Source organism: Streptomyces spororaveus (genome assembly GCF_016755875.1).
GTDB lineage: Bacteria > Actinomycetota > Actinomycetes > Streptomycetales > Streptomycetaceae > Streptomyces > Streptomyces spororaveus.
Genome location: NZ_BNED01000005.1, coordinates 5,828,120 through 5,848,530 on the forward strand (window position 1 = coordinate 5,828,120; position 20,411 = coordinate 5,848,530).

Sequence of the window (20,411 nt, forward strand, 5' to 3'; positions counted from 1 at the left end):
GCCTCGCCGGAGGATTCCGGCCGGGCGGTCGCCTATCAGGGTGGACCCGCCCGCACCCTCTTCCGCGGACCTGTCGTCGCAGGTCAACGTGGTGTCCACGGAGCTCCGGAGACCGTCCGGACGCCCGCCGTCAACAAGGAGTTGACCCGTCATGCGTACGAGTCGAAGCCCCCGCGCCACCACCACGACCACCCTCGCCGCGACCGTCCTGGCCCTCACCGTCCTCATCCCGAGTACGGCCACCACGGCGCACGCCGCGGGCCCGCCGGCCCTCGGGGCCTGCGCGACCGGGCAGCTGTGCCTGTGGGCGAAACCGGAGTTCAAGGGCACCCGCTGGACGCACGAGCTGAGCACCCTGGACATCAACAGCTGCACCGCGCTGCCGGCCGGGACCAGCGCCCAGTCGCTCACCAACCGCACCGGGCGCCCGGTGACCACCTACCAGTCGGCCGAGTGCGCGGAGACGGGCGAGTTCCAGACCTACCCGGGCGACGGGGTCTGGCTGCCCCAGTCGCCCTACCAGGTGCGGGCGTTCAAGGTGTGGGAGAGGTAGCTTCCCGCTGGGCCAGGGCGTTCGGCAGGTCCACCGCGGCCGCGGCAGCGGCCCGGTCCTCGACCACCGCTCCGGCCTCGGCCACGGATGAGCTCGTGGCCGGGGCCGGGGCCGGGGCGGGGGCCGGGGCCGGCGCCGGCGCCGGCGCCGGGGCGCCGCCCAGCCGGGCGACCTCGCCGCGCAGCGCCCGTACCTCCGCCTGCAGTTCCCGGATGGCCGCCAGCTGCAGCATCTCCGCCCGGTCGTCGCGCTCGAAGCGGGAGATGAACCACGCGGCGATGTTGGCGGTCACCACACCGAGCAGGGCGATCCCGGACAGCATCAGACCGACGGCCAGGACCCGGCCGAGGCCGGTGGTGGGCGAGTGGTCCCCGTACCCGACCGTCGTCATCGTGGTGAAGGACCACCACACGGCGTCGCCCAGGTTCTTGATGTTCCCGTCGGGGGCGTCCCGCTCCACGCTGAGCACCGCCAGCGAGCCGAACATCAGCAGCCCCACGACGGCCCCGGCCACGTACGTCGTCAGCTGGATCTGCGGGGCCATCCGGGCCCGCCGGCCCACCAGCATCAAAGTGGCGACCAGCCGCAGCAGGCGCAGCGGCTGCACGAGCGGCAGCACCACGGCGGCCAGGTCCAGCCAATGGGTCCGGACGAAGTGCCTGCGGTCCGCCGCGAGGGCCAGCCGGACCAGGTAGTCGACGGCGAAGGCCCCCCACACCACCCATTCGACGTGGGTGCAGGCCCGGTGCGTGCCCGCACTCGCGTCGGGGGCGACGATGGGCACGGCGTACGCCACGGCGAAAGCCGCGGCGAGCAGGAGCAGCGGGGTCTGGCTCCGCCGCTCCCACAGCAGCTGGCGGGAGGGTTCCTTCATGCCGAGCATCGTAAAGAACTCATAAACGGGAACGGGCCCCGGCCGAAGCCGGGACCCGTTCACACGACGATCCCGCACACGGATCCGGCGGGCCCGCCGCGATCCCTCCGGCCCGCCGAAGGCGCTACGCGTCCCCGCCCGCCGCGCCCGGGTCCGCGGCCCTCACGTCCAGCAGCTGGTACCGGTCGACCGCCTGCTTCAGCACCGAACGGTCCACCTTCCCCGCCCGGGCGAGCTCGGTGAGCGTGGCCAGGACCACCGACTGCGCGTCGATGTGGAAGAAGCGCCGCGCGGCGCCGCGGGTGTCCGCGAAGCCGAAGCCGTCCGCACCCAGCGAGGTGTACGCGCCGGGCACCCACCGCGAGATCTGGTCCGGCACCGCCCGCATCCAGTCCGAGACCGCCACGAACGGCCCCTCCGCACCCGACAGCTTCCGCGTCACGTACGGGACGCGCTGCTCCTCCTCCGGGTGGAGCAGGTTGTGCTCCTCGACCTCGACCGCCTCGCGGCGCAGCTCGTTCCAGGAGGTCGCCGACCACACGTCCGCCCGGACGCCCCAGTCGGCCGCCAGGATCCGCTGCGCCTCCAGCGCCCACGGCACCGCCACGCCCGAGGCCATCAGCTGGGCCCCGATCGTGCCCTCGGTGCCCTGCGACACCCGGTGGATGCCGCCCAGGATGCCGTCCACGTCGACGTCCGCCGGCTCGGCCGGGTGCTGGATCGGCTCGTTGTACACGGTCAGGTAGTAGAAGACGTCCTCCGCCTCCGGGCCGTACATCCGGCGCAGACCGTCCTTGACGATGTGCGCGATCTCGTAGCCGTAGGCCGGGTCGTACGCCACGCAGCCCGGGTTCGTCGAGGCCAGCAGCTGGGAGTGACCGTCGGCGTGCTGGAGGCCCTCACCCGTGAGGGTGGTCCGCCCGGCGGTCGCGCCGAGGACGAAACCGCGTGCCAGCTGGTCGGCCATCTGCCAGAACTGGTCACCCGTGCGCTGGAAACCGAACATCGAGTAGAAGACGTAGACCGGGATCAGCGGCTCGCCGTGCGTCGCGTACGCCGAACCCGCGGCGATCAGCGAGGCCGTGCAGCCCGCCTCCGAGATGCCGTCGTGCAGCATCTGGCCGGTCGGGGACTCCTTGTACGCGAGCAGCAGGTCGCGGTCGACCGCCTCGTACTGCTGGCCCAGCGGGTTGTAGATCTTGGCGCTCGGGAAGAACGCGTCCATACCGAAGGTGCGGTACTCGTCGGGCGCGATCAGCACGAAGCGCTTGCCGATCTCCTTGTCCCGCATCAGGTCCTTCAGGATGCGGACGAAGGCCATGGTCGTGGCGATCGACTGCTGCCCGGAGCCCTTCTTGGCGGCCGCGTACGTCTTGTCGTCCGGCAGCTGCAACGGCTGGGCGCGCACCACACGCGTCGGAACGTAGCCGCCGTGCGCGCTGCGCTGGTCGTGCATGTACTGGATCTCGGGGGACTTCGGGCCCGGGTGGTAGTACGGCGGAGCCCCGCCCTCCAGCTGCGCGTCCGTGATCGGGATGTGCAGGCGGTCGCGGAAGCGCTTGAGGTCGTCGACCGTCAGCTTCTTCATCTGGTGCGTGGCGTTGCGGCCCTCGAAGTTCGGGCCGAGCGTCCAGCCCTTGACCGTCTGGGCCAGGATCACCGTCGGCTGGCCCTTGTGGGCCTTGGCCGCCGCGTACGCCGCGTAGACCTTCTTGTGGTCGTGACCGCCGCGGCCCAGGTGCTGGATCTGCTGGTCGGACATGTTCTCGACCATCGCGCGCAGCCGCTGGTCGCCGCCGAAGAAGTGCTCGCGGATGTACGCGCCCGACTCGGTGGCGTACGTCTGGAACTGCCCGTCGGGCGTGGAGTTCATCTTGTTGACCAGGATGCCGTCGCGGTCCTGGGCCAGCAGCGGGTCCCAGGAGCGGTCCCAGATCAGCTTGATGACGTTCCAGCCGGCGCCCCGGAAGATCGACTCCAGCTCCTGGATGATCTTGCCGTTGCCGCGCACCGGGCCGTCGAGGCGCTGGAGGTTGCAGTTGACGACGAAGGTCAGGTTGTCCAGACCCTCGCGGGCGGCGATCGACAGCTGGCCCAGCGACTCCGGCTCGTCCATCTCGCCGTCGCCGAGATACGCCCAAACGTGGGACTTGGAGGTGTCCGCGATGCCGCGCGCCTCCATGTACCGGTTCATCCGCGCCTGGTAGATCGCACCGAGCGGACCGAGGCCCATCGAGACGGTCGGGAACTCCCAGAAGTCCGGCATCAGCCGCGGGTGCGGGTAGCTGGAGAGGCCGTACGGGGCCTTCGACTTCTCCTGGCGGAAGGAGTCGAGCTGCTGCTCGGTGAGCCGGTCCAGGAGGTAGGCGCGGGCGTAGATACCGGGGGAGGCGTGGCCCTGGAAGAAGATCTGGTCGCCGCCGTCACCCTCGTCCTTGCCCCGGAAGAAGTGGTTGAAGCCCACGTCGTAGAGGGAGGCGGAGGAGGCGAACGTGGCGATGTGGCCGCCGACGCCGATCCCGGGACGCTGGGCGCGCGAGACCATCACGGCCGCGTTCCAGCGGGTGGCGTTGAGGACCTTGCGCTCGATCTCCTCGTTGCCGGGGAAGAACGGCTCGTCCCGGGTGGCGATCGTGTTGACGTAGTCCGTGCTGCGCATCTCCGGCACGGCCACGCGCTTCTCGCGGGCCCGCTCGATCAGCCGCAGCATCAGGTAGCGGGCCCGCTCACGCCCCCGCTCGTCGACCGCGGCGTCGAGCGAGTCGAGCCACTCCTGCGTCTCCTCCGGATCGAAGTCCGGGACCTGACTCGGCAGGCCGCCAATGATGATCGGATTGCGATCGGATGCGGAAGCCACGCTGTTCCTTCGCTGTCGGGGGACTCGTACGGGAGGCATGCCTGTGGGCGCCGCCTCCCATGCTCTTACGCTGGGCCGAAATCTTCATCTTTACCACCCGGTAATCCCTGGAAACCGCAGGGAATCCGGGCGGGAAGGATCGGCGGGGATCCGTTGCGAGTCCGGCCAAACCGCACCTTACGCCCAAGACGGGCGCCGACTTCGCAAGGCCGTTCGTCCCTCAAACAGGTAGGAAAGACCCAAGCGTCGACGATGATGCCGAATGAGCTGGAATGGTGTGGGATGAATCACGAGAGGTGCACACGGGAAGGCTGAAAGTTGCGGCGAGACGGCCGTAATCGTCACCGTTTCGACGGTCTCGACGGCCGGGTACTTGCGCGATCCGCCGCGCCCGTGTGGACTACGCCCAATGCTGCGCGTACGCGCGCCGCCGAAGACATTCACCGAACATGAGCAGGAGGCACCCCGTGAGCGCGACCGCGGACCACGCGGAGAGCCTGGCCGCCCGGCTGGGTTTCCAGTCCGAACAGGTGGTCCAGGAGATCGGCTACGACGAGGACGTCGATCAGGAATTCCGTGACGCCGTCGAGAAGCTCGTCAGCGAGCTTGCCGACGAGGACTACGACGACGTCGCCGACGCGGTGCTGTTGTGGTTCCGCGACGAGGACGGCGACCTGACGGACGCCCTGGTCGACGCGACAGAGCTGGTCGAGGACGGCGCACTGATCCTGCTGCTGACCCCCAAGACGGGCCGTGACGGCTACGTCGAGGCCAGCGACATCAGCGAGGCTGCCGAGACGGCCGGCCTCTCCCTGGCCAAGGGTCTGCCCGTCGGTAAGGAGTGGACCTCCACCAAGCTGGTGACGCCCAAGGCGGCCAAGGCCAAGCGCTGAGCCGCAGCCGCAGCCGAGCGGACACGCAACCACACCCCGCCGACCAGGTGATCCCGGTCCGCGGGGTGTGTGCGTTCCCGCCCCGCCCGCACCCAGGGCCTAGTCTGTGACTCACCCGAACAGCCCAACGCGGGGATGCGGGAACGAAGGGATGCGAGAGATGGCGATCGAGGTCGGCGACAAGGCCCCGGACTTCGAGCTCAAGGACAACCACGGCGCCACCGTGCGGCTCTCCGACTTCCGGGGCGAGAAGGCAGTGGTGCTGCTCTTCTACCCGTTCGCCTTCACCGGCGTCTGCACCGGTGAGCTGTGCGAGCTGCGCGACCAGCTCCCGCGCTTCCAGAACGACGACGTGCAGCTCCTCGCCGTCTCCAACGACTCCGTGCCCACCCTGCGGGTCTTCGGGGAGCAGGAGGGTCTGGAGTACCCGCTGCTGTCGGACTTCTGGCCGCACGGGGAGACCTCGCGCGCCTACGGCGTCTTCGACGAGGACAAGGGATGCGCGGTCCGCGGCACCTTCATCATCGACAAGGACGGCGTCGTGCGCTGGACTGTCGTCAACGGACTGCCCGACGCGCGTGACCTGAACGAGTACATCAAGGCACTCGACGCTCTCTGAGCGCGCCCGAGCGGCCCGTACACGCATTTTCCCTGCGAAAACCGCTTACAGGCGGGAACCCGTCACTAGGATCGAAACGTTGATCCGGTAGCTCCCCCGGTCACGGCCGGGAGGGCCCCCTGCACGACGGGGCACCGCCCCACACACAGAACCCAATGGAGGACCCGTGGGAGTCAGCCTCAGCAAGGGCGGCAACGTCTCGCTGACCAAGGCCGCGCCTAACCTGACGGCGGTCATCGTCGGTCTGGGCTGGGATGCTCGCACCACCACCGGTGTCGACTTCGACCTCGACGCCAGCGCGATCCTGACCAGCGACCAGGGCAAGGTCACCAGCGACGCGAACTTCGTCTTCTTCAACAACCTGAAGAGCCCCGACGGCTCGGTGGAGCACACCGGCGACAACACCACCGGTGAGGGCGAGGGCGACGACGAGGCGATCAAGGTCAACCTGGCCGGCGTCCCCGCCGACGTTGCCAAGATCGTCTTCCCCGTCTCGATCTACGAGGCCGAGAGCCGCCAGCAGAGCTTCGGCCAGGTCCGCAACGCGTACATCCGCGTGGTGAACCAGGCCGACAACAGCGAGCTCGCGCGCTACGACCTCTCCGAGGACGCCTCGACCGAGACCGCCATGGTCTTCGGCGAGCTGTACCGCAACGGTGCGGAGTGGAAGTTCCGTGCCATCGGCCAGGGTTACGCATCGGGCCTGCGCGGCATCGCGCAGGACTTCGGCGTCAACGTCTGATCCCGAGAGCAGTCCGTCCGTCCGGCGCCGTGCACTGTGTGTACGGCGCCGGACGCGCTTCACCGCATCGCCGTACACGCATACGGTGCACCACGGCACCGCACCGCACTGCACCGCACTGCATCGCACCGCCATACCGCCATACCGCCACACCGTCGTCCGGGGAGGACCACAACATGGGCGTCACACTCGCCAAGGGGGGCAATGTCTCCCTCTCCAAGGCCGCACCGAACCTCACCAGGGTTCTGATCGGTCTCGGATGGGACGCGCGCTCGACCACGGGAGCCGACTTCGACCTCGACGCCAGCGCGCTACTGTGCAACAGCGGCCGGGTGCTGGGGGACGAGTACTTCGTCTTCTACAACAACCTGAAGAGCCCCGACGGCTCCGTCGAACACACAGGGGACAACCTCACCGGCGAGGGTGAAGGCGACGACGAGTCGATCATCATCGACCTCACCAAGGTGCCGGCGGCCGTGGACAAGATCGTCTTCCCGGTCTCGATCCACGACGCGGACTCCCGCAGGCAGAGCTTCGGCCAGGTCAGCAATGCCTTCATCCGTGTGGTGAACCAGGCCGACGGTCAGGAACTGGCCCGCTACGACCTGTCCGAGGATGCGTCCAGCGAGACCGCGATGATCTTCGGCGAGGTCTACCGGTACGGGGGCGAATGGAAGTTCCGGGCGGTGGGGCAGGGGTACGCGTCGGGCCTCCGAGGCATCGCTCTAGACTTCGGGGTCAACGTTTCGTAAAGCCGTACAAGACGATGGGGTGCCAGTGGTTCTGAAAACCTTCGGCTGGTCGTTCGCAATCACTGCGCTCGGTCTGGTCGCAGCGGTGTTCTACGGGGGGTGGCAGGCCTTCGGTATCGTGGCGATCCTGTCGGTCCTGGAGATCTCGCTGTCCTTCGACAATGCGGTGGTCAACGCCGGGATCCTGAAGAAGATGAATGCCTTCTGGCAGAAGATCTTCCTCACCGTCGGCGTACTCATCGCGGTCTTCGGCATGCGGCTGGTCTTCCCCGTCGTGATCGTCGCGATCAGCGCCAAGATCGGGCCCATCGAGGCCGTCGACCTGGCCCTCTCCGACAAGGAGATGTACGAGCAGCTGGTGACGGACGCCCACCCGTCCATCGCCGCCTTCGGTGGCATGTTCCTCCTGATGATCTTCCTCGACTTCATCTTCGAGGACCGTGACGTCAAGTGGCTCGCCTGGCTGGAGCGCCCGCTCGCCAAGCTCGGCAAGGTCGACATGCTGTCCGCCTGCATCGCGCTGATCGTCCTGGTCGTCGCCTCGATGACCGTCGGTGCCCACGCCCACCAGCACGGTGGCGTCCACGTGGACAAGGCGCAGACCATCCTGGTCTCCGGCGTCCTCGGCCTGATCACCTACATGATCGTCGGCGGCCTCTCCGGCTACTTCGAGAACAAGCTGGAGGAAGAGGAGGAGGCCGAGCACGAGGCCGAGGAGGAGGCCAAGAAGAGCGGCAAGCCCGTCACGGCCGTCGCCATGGCCGGCAAGGCGGCCTTCTTCATGTTCCTCTACCTCGAAGTCCTCGACGCCTCCTTCTCCTTCGACGGCGTCATCGGCGCCTTCGCCATCACCAACGACATCGTGCTGATGGCGCTCGGCCTCGGCATCGGTGCCATGTACGTCCGTTCGCTGACGGTCTACCTGGTCCGCCAGGGCACCCTCGACGACTACGTCTACCTGGAGCACGGCGCGCACTACGCCATCGGCGCGCTCGCCATCATCCTGCTCGTCACCATCCAGTACGAGATCAACGAGATCATCACCGGTCTCGTCGGCGTGCTGCTCATCGGATGGTCCTTCTGGTCCTCCGTGCGCCGCAACAAGCGCCTGGAACTGGAGGGTTCCACCGCCGAGGCATGACCGCGGCGGTAATGCGGAACGCTCCATTGCGGGGCGGTCCACCGGGTCCACGGACCCGGCGGGCCGCCCCGCTTCCGTAGGCTCAGGCGTACAGGGGATCAGGGGACCAGGGGGGTAGGGGATGGGCTTCTTCGACGGCATCATGGGCAGCCGGGCCGTGCAGTTCCAGTCGGGCAGTGCCTCGTCGAACGCGATCGAGCTGACCAGGCGACATTCGACGGTGTCGCTCACCAAACAGGGGGCCGTCCACGGCAATCTGCGCGTCAATCTGTCCTGGCGCATGCGGACCTCGGACATCGGCGGCCGCTCCGGACAGAGCGGGCAGCTCTTCCGGCACCCGTTCAAGCTCTTCAAGCCGGACATGGTGCAGGCCCACACCCAGGGCATGGTCAACGTCGACCTCGACATGGGCTGCCTGTACGAGCTGACGGACGGCACCCGGGGCGCGGTGCAGCCGCTGGGGAACCTGCTGGGCGACCTCAACGACCCGCCGTACGTCAAGCTCAGCGGGGACGACCGGTTCGGCTCGGCGTCGGGGGAGACCCTCTACGTCAACCTCGACCACGCCGACGAGATCAAGCGGCTGCTGGTCTTCGTCTACATCTACGACCAGACCCCGGCCTTCGACCGGACGCACGCGATGGTGACCCTCTACCCGGTCACGGGGCCGCGGATCGAGATCCCGCTGGACGAGCGGCACCCGCAGGCCCGCTCCTGCGCGGTCGTCTCCCTGGAGAAGGTCAAGGGCGAGCTCGTCGTGCGGCGCGAGGTGAAGTTCGTCTACGGGTTCCAGGCCGAGCTGGACCGGCTGTACGGCTGGGGGCTCCAGTGGGGGCGGGGCTACAAGAGCACCAAGAGCTGACCGGAGCCCCCGGCCGCGACGGCAACGCCGTCCACGCCGGCGGCGTCAGCGGCGGATGAACTGCGGGCCCTGCACCGGCAGCCGGAAGGACGGGTCGCCGCCCGGACCCGGCACCGGGGCCGGGGACACCGGCTGCGGGTACCCGTACGCGGGCTGGACGGGCGGCGGGGCCTGCGTGGGCGGGGCCATCATCGCCGTCTGCTCGGAGGCGGGCCCGGTTCCCGGGCCGGCGGCAGCGCCCGCCGCGGCGCCCGCCTCAGGCTCGGCGGCGTTCTCGTCGACCGAGATCCCGTGGTCGGTCGCCAGCCCCACCAGTCCGTCGGAGTAGCCCTCGCCGAGCGCCCGGAACTTCCACCCCTCGCCCCGCCGGTACAGCTCCCCGCAGATCAGCGCCGTCTCGGCGCCGGTCTCGGGCCGTACGTCGAAGTAGGCCAGCGGTTCGGAGCCGCCGGTCGCGGTGGCGTCGTAGAGGAGGATCCGCAGGTCGCCGACCCGGCGGAACGGGACGTCCTCGGCGGAGGCGACCACCAGGATCCGGTCCACCGTGGGCGTCACCGTGCGCAGGTCCGCCTGGACGGCGTCGGTGATCGCGTCACCGATCTGCTTCTTGCCCAGCCTCCAGACGGCCCCCGAGGGGTGCCGGGGCTGGTTGTAGAAGACGAAGTCCTCGTCCGAACGCACCCGGCCGTCCGGGCCGACGAGCAGCGCCGAGGCGTCCACGTCCGGCACGTCGGGGCCGCCGGTCCAGCGCAGCACCGCCCGGACCGCCACGGCGGCCACCGGGATGTTCGAGCCCTTCTGCATCGCGTGCGTCATGCACGTCATCCTGCCCTCCCGGGGTGGACAGGGACAATGCGGCCCCCCGTAGGGCCTTGTCTCGAACGCGAGACCTGGGCATGGTGCAAGAGGGTTACCTGAACTTCATGTGCTTGAGGAACTCTTGACTCACGTTCGTACGTACTATTACCGGCCATGCCAGTTGGGCCGCCGAGGCAGTACGGGGGAAGCACATGCGTCACTTTGGGCACATAACGCCCACCGTCCGTAAGGACCTCTTCCACCAGGAACCGGCGGAATTCACCGGAGCCTCGCCCTCCCGCGTCCTCGCGGCAGCACTGGGAGCCACGCTCTACAGCCCGGCCACCCGGCCCACGCTCGCCGCCGACATCCGCAAGCAGGCCCGCCGCGGAGTCGTCTCGATGGTCCTCTGCCTGGAGGATTCCATCAGCGACGGCGATGTCGCCGGGGCCGAGGAGAACCTCGTCCGGCACTTCTCGGAGCTCGACGCCGACGGCGCGGAGCTCCCGCTGCTCTTCATCCGCGTCCGCACGCCCGAGCAGATACCCGACCTCGTGCGCCGGCTGGGCGGCTCCGTTCGACGGTTGGCCGGATTCGTACTCCCCAAGTTCGACGAGAACCGCGGGATCGCCTTCCTCGAAGCCGTCGCCGAGGCGGAGAGGGCCGTCGGACTGCCCCGCCTGTACGCCATGCCCGTCCTGGAGACCCCGGACCTCCTCCACCTCGAAACCCGCGTCGAGGCCCTCGCCGGCATCTCCCGCACGGTCAACAGCCACCGCGAGCGCGTCCTGGCGCTGCGGCTCGGCGTGACCGACTTCTGCTCGGCCTACGGCCTGCGGCGCACGCCCGACATGACCGCCTACGACGTCCAGATCGTCGCGGGCGTCATCGCGGACGTCGTCAACGTCCTCAGCAGGGCCGACGGCACCGGCTTCACGGTGACCGGGCCCGTCTGGGAGTACTTCAGGAGCCAGCAGCGCCTCTTCAAGCCCCAGCTGCGCCGCAGCCCCTTCCTGGAGGAGGGCGTGGAGGAACTGCGCACCGCCCTGATCGAGCACGACCTGGACGGACTGCTGCGCGAGATCGAGCTGGACCGGGCCAACGGGCTGCTCGGCAAGACCTGCATCCACCCCGCCCACGTCACGCCCGTGCACGCGCTGTCGGTGGTCTCGCACGAGGAGTTCTGCGACGCGCAGGACATCCTGCGGCCCGAGCGCGGCGGCGGCGGAGTGATGCGCAGCGCCTACACGAACAAGATGAACGAGGTGAAGCCCCACCGGGCCTGGGCCGAGCGCACCATGCTGCGCGCCGAGGTCTTCGGTGTGGCGAAGGAGGAGGTCGGCTTCGTCGACCTGCTCACGGCCGGGCTCCAGGTGTGAGCAGGCCCCCGGAAAGGGACGCGCGGCCGCCGACGGCCGCGCCGACGACGAGGAAAGGCAAGACGATCGAAGCAGTGTGGTCGGGTACCTGGGTCGCGGAGCGGCTGGGCGTCAGCCTGGAGGACTCCGAAGGCGGTCTGCGGCTGACGGAGCTGCTCGGACTGGCTCTGCGCCGCAACCCCAAGCGGGCGCACCTGCTGGTTTCGCAGGTGCTGGGCAAGCACGTCCCGCAGTCCCCGCGGACCGTGTACGCCGCCGGGTACGGGCTCGGCGAACGCGTCCGGGCCCTGCTCGGCGAGGACGGGGCCGCCGCTGCCGTGGTCCTCGGCTACGCCGAGACCGCCACCGGGCTCGGCCACTGCGTGGCCGACGGCCTGGGCCCGGCCCCCTACCTGCACTCCACCCGACGGCCCGTACCCGGCGTGCGGGCGGCCGGCGGCTTCGAGGAGGCGCACTCGCACGCCACCTCGCACCTGCTGCTGCCCGAGGACCCGGAGCTGCTCGCGGGCAGCGGCCCGCTCGTCCTCGTCGACGACGAGTTCTCCACCGGCAACACGGTCCTGAACACCATCCGCGACCTGCACGCCCGCCATCCCCGCTCGCACTACGTGGTCGTCGCCCTCGTCGACATGCGCTCCCCGGCCGACCGCGACCGGCTCACCGCCTTCGCCGCCGAGCTGGGCGCGCGCGTGGACCTCATCGCCCTCGCCTCGGGCACGGTCTCCCTCCCAGACGACGTCCTCACCAAGGGCCGGGCCCTGGTCGAGGAACACGAGGCTCTGGCCGAGGACGTCCCCGCAGCCGGGCCGGGCGGAGCCCCGGCAGACGGCCCGCGGCCGGTCACGCGCGTCGACCTGAACTGGCCCTCCGGGGTCCCCGACGGCGGCCGCCACGGCTTCACCCCCGCCCACCGCACGGCGCTGGAAGCGGCCCTGCCCGCGATGACCGCCCAGCTCACCGCCGCGCTCGGCGCGACGCCCGGGCGGGTCCTCGTACTCGGCAACGAGGAGCTGATGTACGCGCCGCTGCGGCTCGCCAAGGCCCTGGAGGAAGCGGGGGCGGCCCGCGAGGTCCGCTTCTCCACCACCACGCGCTCGCCCGTGCTCGCCGTCGACGACCCCGGCTACGCCATCCGCACCCGGCTGGTCTTCCCGGCCCACGACGCCCCGGCCGACGGCCCCGGCGACCGCTACGCCTACAACGTCCACAGCACGGACGGCGCCGGTTTCGACGCCGTCGTCGCCGTCGTGGACTCGGCCGGGGACACCCCCGAGCTGCACACGGGACTGCTGGCGGCCCTCGCCCCGCACACCGGCCACGTCGTACTGGCCGTCGTCCCGTCCTACACACCCGACCGGCGGGAGCCGAAGCCGACCATGACCGAGCCCACCGAGCCGACCCTGCGCGAGCCCCTGCGCGGCCCCGCCTTCTCCTCGTACGCCCCCGAGGACGTCGGCTGGCTGCTCCAGGACTTCTCCGGCGTCGAGCTGGAGGCGCCGACGGAGGAGCGCGAGGAGGCGATACAGGCGGGCGGCGCGCACTACGCCGAATCCCTGCCCGTCGAGTACCAGCCCTCCCCCCAGTACCAGGAGCTGTACGGCAGCGCGCTGGCCGCCTCCGCCGCCCGCGTGGCCCGGGCCGTCGGCACGGTCACCGAGACCGTCCTCGCCGAGCGGTCCCCGTCCCCGGTCCTGGTCTCCCTGGCCCGCGCGGGCACCCCCGTAGGCGTACTGATGCGCCGCTGGGCCCGCGCCCGCCACGGCCTGGACCTGCCGCACTACGCCGTCTCCATCGTGCGCGGCCGCGGTATCGACGCCAACGCCCTGCGCTGGCTGGCCGCCCACCACGACCCGGCCGACGTCGTCTTCGTCGACGGCTGGACCGGCAAGGGCGCCATCACCCGCGAGCTGCGCGAGGCCCTCGCCGAGTTCGAGGGCTTCAACCCGGAGATCGTGGTCCTCGCCGACCCCGGCTCGTGCGTGGACACGTACGGCACCCGCGAGGACTTCCTGATCCCGTCCGCCTGCCTCAATTCCACCGTCTCCGGTCTCATCTCGCGTACGGTTCTGAGGTCCGACCTCGTCGGTCCCGCCGACTTCCACGGCGCGAAGTTCTACCGCGAGCTCGCCGGGGCCGATGTCTCCGTCGCGTTCGTCGACACCGTCGCCGCCCACTTCGACGAGGTGGCCGACGCCGTCGACGAGGAGGTCAAGGAGCTCCTCGCGGCCGACCGGACCCCCACCTGGGAGGGCTGGGCGGCCGTCGAGCGGATCAGCGAGGAGTACGGCATCCACGACGTGAACCTCGTCAAGCCCGGCGTCGGCGAGACCACCCGCGTCCTGCTGCGCCGGGTGCCGTGGAAGATCCTGGCGCAGCGCGGTGCCGGGGCCGACCTGGACCACGTACGGCTGCTCGCCGAGCAGCGCGGCGTCCCGGTGGAAGAGGTCGACGGGCTGCCCTACACGTGCGTAGGACTCATCCACCCCCGATTCACGCGCGGCGCCACCGGCGCCGACGGAAAGGCTGTGGCCTCGAAGTGACTGTCCTCGTAGCCAGTGATCTCGACCGTACGCTCATCTACTCGGCGGCCGCCCTCGGCCTGACCATGCCCGACCCGGTGGCCCCGCGGCTGCTGTGCGTCGAGGTCCACGAGAGCAAGCCGCTGTCCTACATGACGGAAACGGCGGCGGGACTGCTGGCGGAGCTGACGGCCGACCCCTCGGTGGTCTTCGTCCCCACCACCACCCGGACCCGCAAGCAGTACCAGCGCATCCGCTTCCCCGGCCGCCCGGCCCCGTACGCGATCTGCGCCAACGGCGGGCAGCTGCTCGTCGACGGGGTCCCGGACCGCGACTGGCGGCGGCAGGTCGCCGCGCGCCTGGCCGAGGAGTGCGCCCCCCTGGAGGAGGTGCACCAGCACCTGCTGTCCACGGCCGACCCGGCGTGGCTGCGCAAGGCGCGCCTCGCCGAGGACCTCTTCGCCTACCTCGTCGTCGAACGGGACCTGGTCCCGGACGAATGGCTCAAGTCCCTGACCCGGTGGGCCGAGGACCGCGGCTGGACGGTCTCCCTCCAGGGCCGGAAGATCTACGCGGTCCCGCGCCCGCTCACCAAGAGCGCGGCGATGCACGAGGTCGCCCGCCGTACGGGAGCCACCACCACCCTCGCGGCCGGCGACTCGCTGCTGGACGCGGACCTGCTGCTGGCCGCGGACGCCGCCTGGCGCCCGGGCCACGGCGAACTGGCCGACGCGGCCTGGGCGGCCCCGACGGTGACCGCGCTGGCCACGGCGGGCGTCCTCGCGGGCGAGGAGATCGTGCGCGCATTCGCCCAGGAGGCGGCCCGACTCGGCAGACTGGACGCATGACCAAGGGCAACAGCACCAAAATCACGGATGAGCTCTACCGGTACATGCTCGACCACAACCCCCCGCTGGACCGGGTCCAGCGGGGGCTCGTGGCGACGACCTACACCAAGTTCCCGGACGTGGCCGGAATGCAGTCGGCGGAGGAGCAGGGGCCGCTGCTGGCCTTCCTGGTACGGCTGACGGGCGCCCGCCACATCGTGGAGGTCGGCACCTTCACCGGCTTCTCCGCCCTGTCGATGGCCCAGGCGCTGCCCGCCGACGGCCGCCTCATCGCCTGCGACGTCTCCGAGGAGTGGACGCGGTACGGCAGGCAGGCCTGGGAGGAGGCGGGCGTCGCGGACCGCATCGAGCTGCGCATCGCACCGGCACTGGAGACCCTGCGCGCGATGCCGGCCGAACCGCACATCGACATGGCCTACGTGGACGCGGACAAGCAGAGCCAGATCTCCTACTGGGAGGAGCTCGTGCCGCGGCTGCGTCCGGGCGGCCTGATCGGCACCGACAACACGCTGTACCACGGCACGGTCCTCGACGAATCGGCCACGGGCGCGGCGGCCGGCGTCCGCGCCTTCAACGACCACGTGGCGGCGGACCCGCGCATGGAATCCGTCCTGCTCGCGATCTCGGACGGCCTGACCCTCTCGCGCAAGCGCTAGCTTCGGGGCGGCCGCCCCGACATCAGCCGCAGCCGCCACCACCGCAGCAGCCGCCCCCGCCGCCCATCGCCGGCGCGGGGGCACTGCTCGTCCCGCCCACCGCGACGGCGGACAGCAGCTTCACGGTGTCGGAGTGCCCCGCCGGGCAGTCGGCGGGCGCGGAGGACTCGGCCATGGGCCGGCTGACCTCAAAGGTGTCGTCGCAGGTCCGGCAGCGGTAATCGTATCGAGGCATGCGCACAGGCTAAGCGGGCCCGGGCACCGCGCGCTACGCGACTCTCGTCCGGCCCGGCCCGGCCCGGCGCGCCCGGTCCTCCCGCGCCGCCTGCTCGGGGTGGCGGGCCCGCCAGTACGGATTGTCGTGCGGCAGGGCACTGCCCACCCGCCCGTACATCCCGAACCACATCAGCATCACGCCGACGACGAAACTGAACAACACGTTCTGGATCCTGAAGGCCAGGAAGTTCAGCTCCGTGTCCAGCAGCGCGAGATTCACGAACCCGCTCGCGATGAAGAGCACACCCAGCACGATGTTCAGGGTCGAGGCGAAGGTGCCGCCCACCACCATCCCGCAGATCAGCAGCGCGCCGAAACAGATCGACAGGACGCTCAGCGCCCCGTTCGTGTTCAGGGCCAGCACCGTGTCCCCGCCGGTGTCGAAGAACCCGATCCGGTTCACCAGACCCAGGATCCCGAAGACGACCAGCAGCACGCCCGTCAGCCCCGCCCCGACCCGGTACACCTGGCCGAGCTTGTGGTCGGTCGGCAGATGATCGTCGAGCTGCGCGTTGACGGGATGCAGCGCGCGCTCCACGCGCCGGGAGACCGTGTCGGCGAGGCGCGGAGGAGCGGGCGCGTCGGGATCGGGCTCGTGCGCGACGTAGGGCGCGTAGTGCTCATGCGGTTCCGTGCACCCGTACGCCGCATGAGCCACATAGGGCTCATGGGTCACGGGCGACTTGTTGCGGGTGTGGGCAGCCATGGTGCCCTCCTCTGGTCCGTTCCCGGCACCTCCCAGCATCCGCCGCCGGACGCCCGGAAACAACCGGGTGCCGGCGACGCCCCGGTCAGCCGTGCCCGCGCTCGGCCCGGATCCCGCTCACCACCCGGTTCACCGAAGCCCGTACGTCCGCCATCTCCAGCAGGAACGCCCAGTAGTCCGGATGCCGCCCCTCCAGCGCCGAAAGCGCCCGGGCCACCCGCGCCACCGCGTCGTCCAGCGGCCGCGCGTGCTGCGGATCCGGCACACTGCGCCCCGCCATCGCCAGCCGCTGCGCGTCCCGGATCGCGAAACGCGTCCGGTCCACCTCCGCCTGCGGATCCCGCGCCACCGCCTCCAGCCGCGTCAGCCGGTCCTGCGCCGCCGACACCGCCTCGTCCGTCGCGTCCAGCGAGCCGCGGACCGCCTCGATCAGCGCCCCCACCTCGGCCCAGCGCTGCTCGTCCCGGGCCCGGCCCGCCTCCCGCAGCTGCTCCTCGGCCCGCGCCACGTCCCGTACCGCCTCGTCCGGCACGTGCTGCAGATCCTGCCAACAGGCCGCACTGAAGCGCCGCCGCAGCTCACTGAGCACCGGATCCACCCGGTCCGCCCGGTTGCGCAACGCCTGCGCGCGCGTCCGCAGACTCACCAGCCGCCGGTCGATCTCCGCCGCCCGCTCGGGCAGCCGGGCCGCCTCGGCCCGTACGGCCTCCGCGTCACGCAGGATCCGGTCGGCGCGCTGCACCGTCTCCTGCACGCCGTGCTGGGCCGCACCCTGGTTCAGCTTCGTCAGCTCCGGGCCGAGCGCCGCCAGCCGCGCCGCGAGGTCATCGGCCCGTATCCCCTTGGCCCGTACGGCGTCCAGCGCGTCACTCGCCCCGAGCAGCGCGGCCCTCGCCCGCTCCCGGGCCGGCGCCACCCGGGCCAGCTGCGTCTCGGCCTTGTCCAGCAGCGGCTGCAGCCCCGTCGCGAACCGCTCCAGCTCCCCCTGGACCCGTACCAGCTCCTCCCGCGCCCGGGTCAGCTGCTCCCGCGCGCGCGTGGCGACCGAGGCCTCCAACTCCGCCCGGTCCAGGTCGTGCGCGTCGACCGCCTCGATGTAGGCGTGACTGACCTCGTCGATCCGCCGCCCCAGCGCGGCGAACCCCTCGGTCGCCTGCCGCGCGGCGGGCGACCCGTCCGCTGCGGCGATCGTCTCGATCGAGATCCGCAGATCCCGCTGCGCCGTGTCCAGCTCGTAGAACGCCGCCGCGGCGGCATCCTTCGCCGCCTGCGCATCCGCCCGCCGACTCTCGTCCCGCCCGCCGAACCACCGCCGGGATGCCGTCGTCACAATGCCTCTCCCGTACCGCGTCCGCCATGCCCCGGTCCATTCTCTCCCACGGGAACGGGTTTGCGTGGGGGGTGCGCACGCCATGTAGGCTGTCCACTCATCCACGGGTGCGTAGCTCAGGGGTAGAGCGCTGCTCTTACAAAGCAGATGTCGGCGGTTCGAAACCGTCCGCGCCCACCAGCACAAAGGCCCCCGACCAGCAATGGTCGGGGGCTTTTTGCATCCACGTCTGACATCAACGGGAACGGTCAGGGACGGCCGGGCCGCTGCCTCAGCAGCCGGTCCATGTGCCCGATGGCCTCGCGCTGCGTGTCCTGCACGACGTGGGCGTAGACGTTCATGGTCACGGCGATCTGCGAGTGCCCCAAGATCTCCACCCCGGCCGCGAACAGCAGGGTGGCGCATCGGCGCCTCACGTCGTGCAGCCGGATCCGCGGCCGGCCGGTGCGCGTGATGAACATAAGGAGCTCGCGCAGCCCGGACTGTCGCCGGTCGCGAGCCGCCCGATCGGCCCCCAGAACACGTGGAGAGTTCAGCAGCCGTTTGAGGCTGCGCCTCACGCCAATTGACGGCGGTGTTGCCGCGGTTGGGCTGGTCGAACACGGCTGAATGCCTGCTGACAGACTTCGACGCGTGACGATACAAGAGGATCTGCCGTTCCCGCAGGATGCTGCTCAGGATGGCAAGCAGGAGTCGCGAGCGTTGGCGGCGGCACACTCGCGCCGCAACGTTTTCCGCACCTGGGATCCCCCACGCGAGCGCATGAGCAAGATGCCGTGGCGGATCCAGTCCGGTCTTAAGCAGCACGTCCCCGACGACCTTGCCCTGTTCGTGGAGTGGTTCGATGAGCAGCCGGAGGCGCGAGAGCGCTTCCGTTGGGCTCTCCGTGACTCCCTTGATGAGTTGCTCGATGGCCAGCGGACAGGGCGCTGGGCATACCAGCACCTGACGAAGACCGAGAAGACGTACCTCGGCACGGCCGTCGAGGTGAACCTCACCAAGGAGTTCGCCATCGACAACGGCGCAGACCTCGACTGGTCTATCGCCGACTCTGACATCGACTGCAAGTTTTCCAAGGATCTCGGCGGCTGGGAGATCCCGATGGAGATGTATCTGTGTGCTGACCACGGCGAGCGGGAGGGGCGTGCCAACCATGCTGCAGTCGTGACCTGGATGAACGACGACACGAGCGAGTGGGCCGCGGGCATAGTGCGGATCACCGATGCGCGCCTGCGCTGGAAGAAGGAACGGGATGCAAACGGCGACCGCGTCCGTGCATACAACCGAGACAACAAACGCAAACTCTCCGAAGGCGCCAAGTCTGAGGTGTACTGGCTCTGGGGTGGGCTCCAGACAGATCTGCCGACGAACCTGCTGCGCCACCTGGATGCCCAAGCGCGCGAGCGGATTCTCACTGCATCGCTACCGCGTAGAGCCTCGTCGGGCCAGCAGCGGCTAAACCAGCTATTCCGCGAGGTGCGGGATCGGATCGTTGGCCGACAGACTGTGTTGACCGTCGGGCAGCAGGATGACTCGCCGAAGCGAGCCCGCGACGCACGTAAGCATCTGCGCCCGGAGGGCATCGTTGTACTGGGTCACCAAGGATCACACCCCGGCGTCGCTCGTGCACTCGGATTGCCGGTGCCGATCAAGGGTGAGTGGATCTCCACGCGCCTCGTTCCTGTCTCATCTGACGATGCGCGACCGAAGTTCTCACTGGACGGCGAATCCTGGGCGCGTGCTCGTGGGGATGAGCCGATGCATCCAGCGCCCGACCTTCCTGATGACCGAGAGATCGATAAGCCGCACTGCCCCGAGTTCGGTATCAATTCGTAGCTGCCCAGCACCCAAACGTCTCGACAGCATGGCAGCCGAAAATCTGGCCTGACCTGCTGGAACTAGTGAGGCGCTCAGGACCTCCAGAGTCGTGTGTCAGGAGCTGCATCTCTGACGGCAACCGTTGACGGCAACGGCTGCGCACGCTGGTGGCTTGCGGCCGACCACGAGGTGGGGGAGTCAGGCAGGTTGTCTGTGGTCACCTCCATGGCTGGGCGAGCTTGCAATGCAGATGTCGGCGGTTCGAAGCCGTCCGCGCCCACCAGGCCGAAGGCCCCCCGCCGATCTTGGCGGGGGCCTTTCGCGTACCTGTCCGCCGTCGCCGGGCGGTCGGCCCCGTGCCTGCCGGAGCGCGGGTGCCGTCACGTCCGCGCGTGTCCGACGGGGTCTCGGGAGCCGCGCCCTCCTGTCCCCCTAGGGGCAATTCGGGCCATACCCTAGGGGGTTGGGACATGGGGCGATGTGGCATGACCTTCTCGAGGAAAGGGAGGGACCATGCCGATTCCCCTACTTGCCGTTGCCGGCGCGCTCGTGAAGATCGCACACAGCGCTTACACCTGGACACAGAAGACACCTCAGGGCCGGGCGACCCTGGCAGCCGCGAACGCGGCCGCCGCCTACCAGCACGCCAAGAAGCACCCCACCGACGGCTCGGCTCAGCAGCACGCCTTCGAGGCGGGGAAAAAGCTCGGTGAGCATGTCGTCAACCCGGCCGCGCAAAGCCTCTACAGCCATGTGCGGAAGGACCTGAACAAGCCCTGACACCGGTG

Annotated in this window: 19 protein-coding genes, 1 tRNA gene and 1 pseudogene; 14 read left to right on the plus strand and 7 right to left on the minus strand. The window is 70.0% G+C overall.

Annotated features, from left to right (window positions below; genetic code table 11):
• Positions 1-151 precede the first annotated feature (151 nt).
• Positions 152-553 (plus strand): peptidase inhibitor family I36 protein, encoded by a 402-nt coding sequence (locus Sspor_RS28745; protein WP_202201700.1) that lies wholly within the window; start codon positions 152-154, stop codon positions 551-553.
• Here the strand turns inward: Sspor_RS28745 and Sspor_RS28750 are convergent.
• Together Sspor_RS28750 and aceE are read right to left on the minus strand one after the other, a co-directional pair.
• Positions 534-1,427: a potassium channel family protein gene (locus Sspor_RS28750; protein WP_202201701.1), complete on the minus strand. Its 894-nt coding sequence runs from the start codon at positions 1,425-1,427 to the stop codon at positions 534-536. The two genes, Sspor_RS28745 and Sspor_RS28750, sit on opposite strands and share 20 nt — an antisense overlap.
• Positions 1,428-1,551: 124 nt before the next feature.
• Positions 1,552-4,284, minus strand: a complete 2,733-nt coding sequence (gene aceE, locus Sspor_RS28755) for a pyruvate dehydrogenase (acetyl-transferring), homodimeric type (protein WP_202201702.1) — start codon at positions 4,282-4,284, stop codon at positions 1,552-1,554.
• Between the two features lie 467 nt (positions 4,285-4,751).
• Between aceE and Sspor_RS28760 the strand changes: the two genes are divergently transcribed.
• The 6 genes from Sspor_RS28760 to Sspor_RS28785 all read left to right on the plus strand — a co-directional run bounded on the left by Sspor_RS28760 (position 4,752) and on the right by Sspor_RS28785 (position 9,293).
• A complete protein-coding gene (locus tag Sspor_RS28760) occupies positions 4,752-5,177 on the plus strand; it encodes a DUF3052 domain-containing protein (RefSeq protein WP_189736701.1) in 426 nt (141 codons plus the stop codon).
• 160 nt (positions 5,178-5,337) lie between these two features.
• On the plus strand, positions 5,338-5,796 hold the full coding sequence (locus tag Sspor_RS28765) for a peroxiredoxin (RefSeq protein ID WP_202201703.1): 459 nt from the start codon (positions 5,338-5,340) through the stop codon (positions 5,794-5,796).
• A 166-nt stretch (positions 5,797-5,962) separates the two neighbouring features.
• A complete protein-coding gene (locus tag Sspor_RS28770; protein ID WP_030715382.1) occupies positions 5,963-6,538 on the plus strand; it encodes a TerD family protein in 576 nt (191 codons plus the stop codon).
• Between the two features lie 176 nt (positions 6,539-6,714).
• Positions 6,715-7,290 carry a TerD family protein gene (locus tag Sspor_RS28775; RefSeq protein WP_030715379.1) on the plus strand — a complete coding sequence of 192 codons (576 nt, stop codon included), beginning with the start codon at positions 6,715-6,717 and terminating at the stop codon, positions 7,288-7,290.
• Between the two features lie 25 nt (positions 7,291-7,315).
• The gene (locus tag Sspor_RS28780) at positions 7,316-8,431 is read left to right on the plus strand and encodes a DUF475 domain-containing protein (RefSeq protein WP_202201704.1); all 1,116 of its coding nucleotides are present in this window, start codon (positions 7,316-7,318) and stop codon (positions 8,429-8,431) included.
• A gap of 121 nt (positions 8,432-8,552) precedes the next feature.
• Positions 8,553-9,293, plus strand: a complete 741-nt coding sequence (locus Sspor_RS28785; protein WP_202201705.1) for a TerD family protein — start codon at positions 8,553-8,555, stop codon at positions 9,291-9,293.
• 45 nt (positions 9,294-9,338) lie between these two features.
• On the opposite strand, the gene Sspor_RS28790 is transcribed toward Sspor_RS28785, so the two are convergent.
• Positions 9,339-10,109: a TerD family protein gene (locus Sspor_RS28790; RefSeq protein WP_202201706.1), complete on the minus strand. Its 771-nt coding sequence runs from the start codon at positions 10,107-10,109 to the stop codon at positions 9,339-9,341.
• 194 nt (positions 10,110-10,303) lie between these two features.
• Between Sspor_RS28790 and Sspor_RS28795 the strand changes: the two genes are divergently transcribed.
• The 4 genes from Sspor_RS28795 (at position 10,304) to Sspor_RS28810 (ending at position 15,493) form a co-directional block, all read left to right on the plus strand.
• A complete protein-coding gene (locus Sspor_RS28795) occupies positions 10,304-11,470 on the plus strand; it encodes an HpcH/HpaI aldolase/citrate lyase family protein (protein ID WP_202201707.1) in 1,167 nt (388 codons plus the stop codon).
• Between the two features lie 65 nt (positions 11,471-11,535).
• The gene (locus tag Sspor_RS28800; protein ID WP_202203921.1) at positions 11,536-14,010 is read left to right on the plus strand and encodes a phosphoribosyltransferase; all 2,475 of its coding nucleotides are present in this window, start codon (positions 11,536-11,538) and stop codon (positions 14,008-14,010) included.
• A complete protein-coding gene (locus Sspor_RS28805) occupies positions 14,007-14,837 on the plus strand; it encodes an HAD family hydrolase (protein ID WP_202201708.1) in 831 nt (276 codons plus the stop codon). The genes Sspor_RS28800 and Sspor_RS28805 overlap by 4 nt, the downstream gene beginning before the upstream one ends.
• A complete protein-coding gene (locus Sspor_RS28810) occupies positions 14,834-15,493 on the plus strand; it encodes an O-methyltransferase (RefSeq protein ID WP_202201709.1) in 660 nt (219 codons plus the stop codon). Before Sspor_RS28805 ends, Sspor_RS28810 begins: the two co-directional genes overlap by 4 nt.
• A gap of 22 nt (positions 15,494-15,515) precedes the next feature.
• On the opposite strand, the gene Sspor_RS28815 is transcribed toward Sspor_RS28810, so the two are convergent.
• The 3 genes from Sspor_RS28815 to Sspor_RS28825 all read right to left on the minus strand — a co-directional run bounded on the left by Sspor_RS28815 (position 15,516) and on the right by Sspor_RS28825 (position 17,805).
• Complete coding sequence (locus Sspor_RS28815; RefSeq protein ID WP_094744670.1) at positions 15,516-15,728, minus strand: FmdB family zinc ribbon protein; 213 nt, start codon at positions 15,726-15,728, stop codon at positions 15,516-15,518.
• A 33-nt stretch (positions 15,729-15,761) separates the two neighbouring features.
• Entirely contained in the window at positions 15,762-16,475 is a 714-nt protein-coding gene (locus Sspor_RS28820) for a DUF4383 domain-containing protein (RefSeq protein ID WP_237404068.1), read from the minus strand.
• 85 nt (positions 16,476-16,560) lie between these two features.
• Positions 16,561-17,805: a hypothetical protein gene (locus tag Sspor_RS28825; RefSeq protein ID WP_237404069.1), complete on the minus strand. Its 1,245-nt coding sequence runs from the start codon at positions 17,803-17,805 to the stop codon at positions 16,561-16,563.
• Positions 17,806-17,910: 105 nt separating this feature from the next.
• On the opposite strand from Sspor_RS28825, the gene Sspor_RS28830 reads away from it, so the two are divergent.
• A tRNA-Val gene (locus tag Sspor_RS28830) sits at positions 17,911-17,985 on the plus strand.
• Positions 17,986-18,053: 68 nt separating this feature from the next.
• Here Sspor_RS28830 and Sspor_RS28835 read toward each other — a convergent pair.
• Positions 18,054-18,266: pseudogene (locus tag Sspor_RS28835) on the minus strand (site-specific integrase); the annotation flags it as partial.
• Between the two features lie 172 nt (positions 18,267-18,438).
• Between Sspor_RS28835 and Sspor_RS28840 the strand changes: the two are divergent.
• Both Sspor_RS28840 and Sspor_RS28845 read left to right on the plus strand, forming a co-directional pair.
• Positions 18,439-19,641, plus strand: coding sequence for a NaeI family type II restriction endonuclease (locus Sspor_RS28840; protein ID WP_237404070.1), 1,203 nt, complete (start codon positions 18,439-18,441; stop codon positions 19,639-19,641).
• A gap of 495 nt (positions 19,642-20,136) precedes the next feature.
• Entirely contained in the window at positions 20,137-20,403 is a 267-nt protein-coding gene (locus Sspor_RS28845; protein ID WP_202201711.1) for a hypothetical protein, read from the plus strand.
• Positions 20,404-20,411 lie beyond the last annotated feature (8 nt).

What these genes read in the sequence shown, in the direction of transcription:
- Sspor_RS28745 (WP_202201700.1), top strand. Translation starts at nt 152, where the DNA reads ATGCGTACGAGTCGAAGCCCCCGCGCCACCACCACGACCACCCTCGCC.
- Sspor_RS28750 (WP_202201701.1), bottom strand. Translation starts at nt 1,427, where the DNA reads ATGAAGGAACCCTCCCGCCAGCTGCTGTGGGAGCGGCGGAGCCAGACC.
- Sspor_RS28765 (WP_202201703.1), top strand. Translation starts at nt 5,338, where the DNA reads ATGGCGATCGAGGTCGGCGACAAGGCCCCGGACTTCGAGCTCAAGGAC.
- Sspor_RS28775 (WP_030715379.1), top strand. Translation starts at nt 6,715, where the DNA reads ATGGGCGTCACACTCGCCAAGGGGGGCAATGTCTCCCTCTCCAAGGCC.
- Sspor_RS28785 (WP_202201705.1), top strand. Translation starts at nt 8,553, where the DNA reads ATGGGCTTCTTCGACGGCATCATGGGCAGCCGGGCCGTGCAGTTCCAG.
- Sspor_RS28790 (WP_202201706.1), bottom strand. Translation starts at nt 10,109, where the DNA reads ATGACGCACGCGATGCAGAAGGGCTCGAACATCCCGGTGGCCGCCGTG.
- Sspor_RS28795 (WP_202201707.1), top strand. Translation starts at nt 10,304, where the DNA reads ATGCGTCACTTTGGGCACATAACGCCCACCGTCCGTAAGGACCTCTTC.
- Sspor_RS28810 (WP_202201709.1), top strand. Translation starts at nt 14,834, where the DNA reads ATGACCAAGGGCAACAGCACCAAAATCACGGATGAGCTCTACCGGTAC.
- Sspor_RS28815 (WP_094744670.1), bottom strand. Translation starts at nt 15,728, where the DNA reads ATGCCTCGATACGATTACCGCTGCCGGACCTGCGACGACACCTTTGAG.
- Sspor_RS28820 (WP_237404068.1), bottom strand. Translation starts at nt 16,475, where the DNA reads ATGGCTGCCCACACCCGCAACAAGTCGCCCGTGACCCATGAGCCCTAT.
- Sspor_RS28845 (WP_202201711.1), top strand. Translation starts at nt 20,137, where the DNA reads ATGCCGATTCCCCTACTTGCCGTTGCCGGCGCGCTCGTGAAGATCGCA.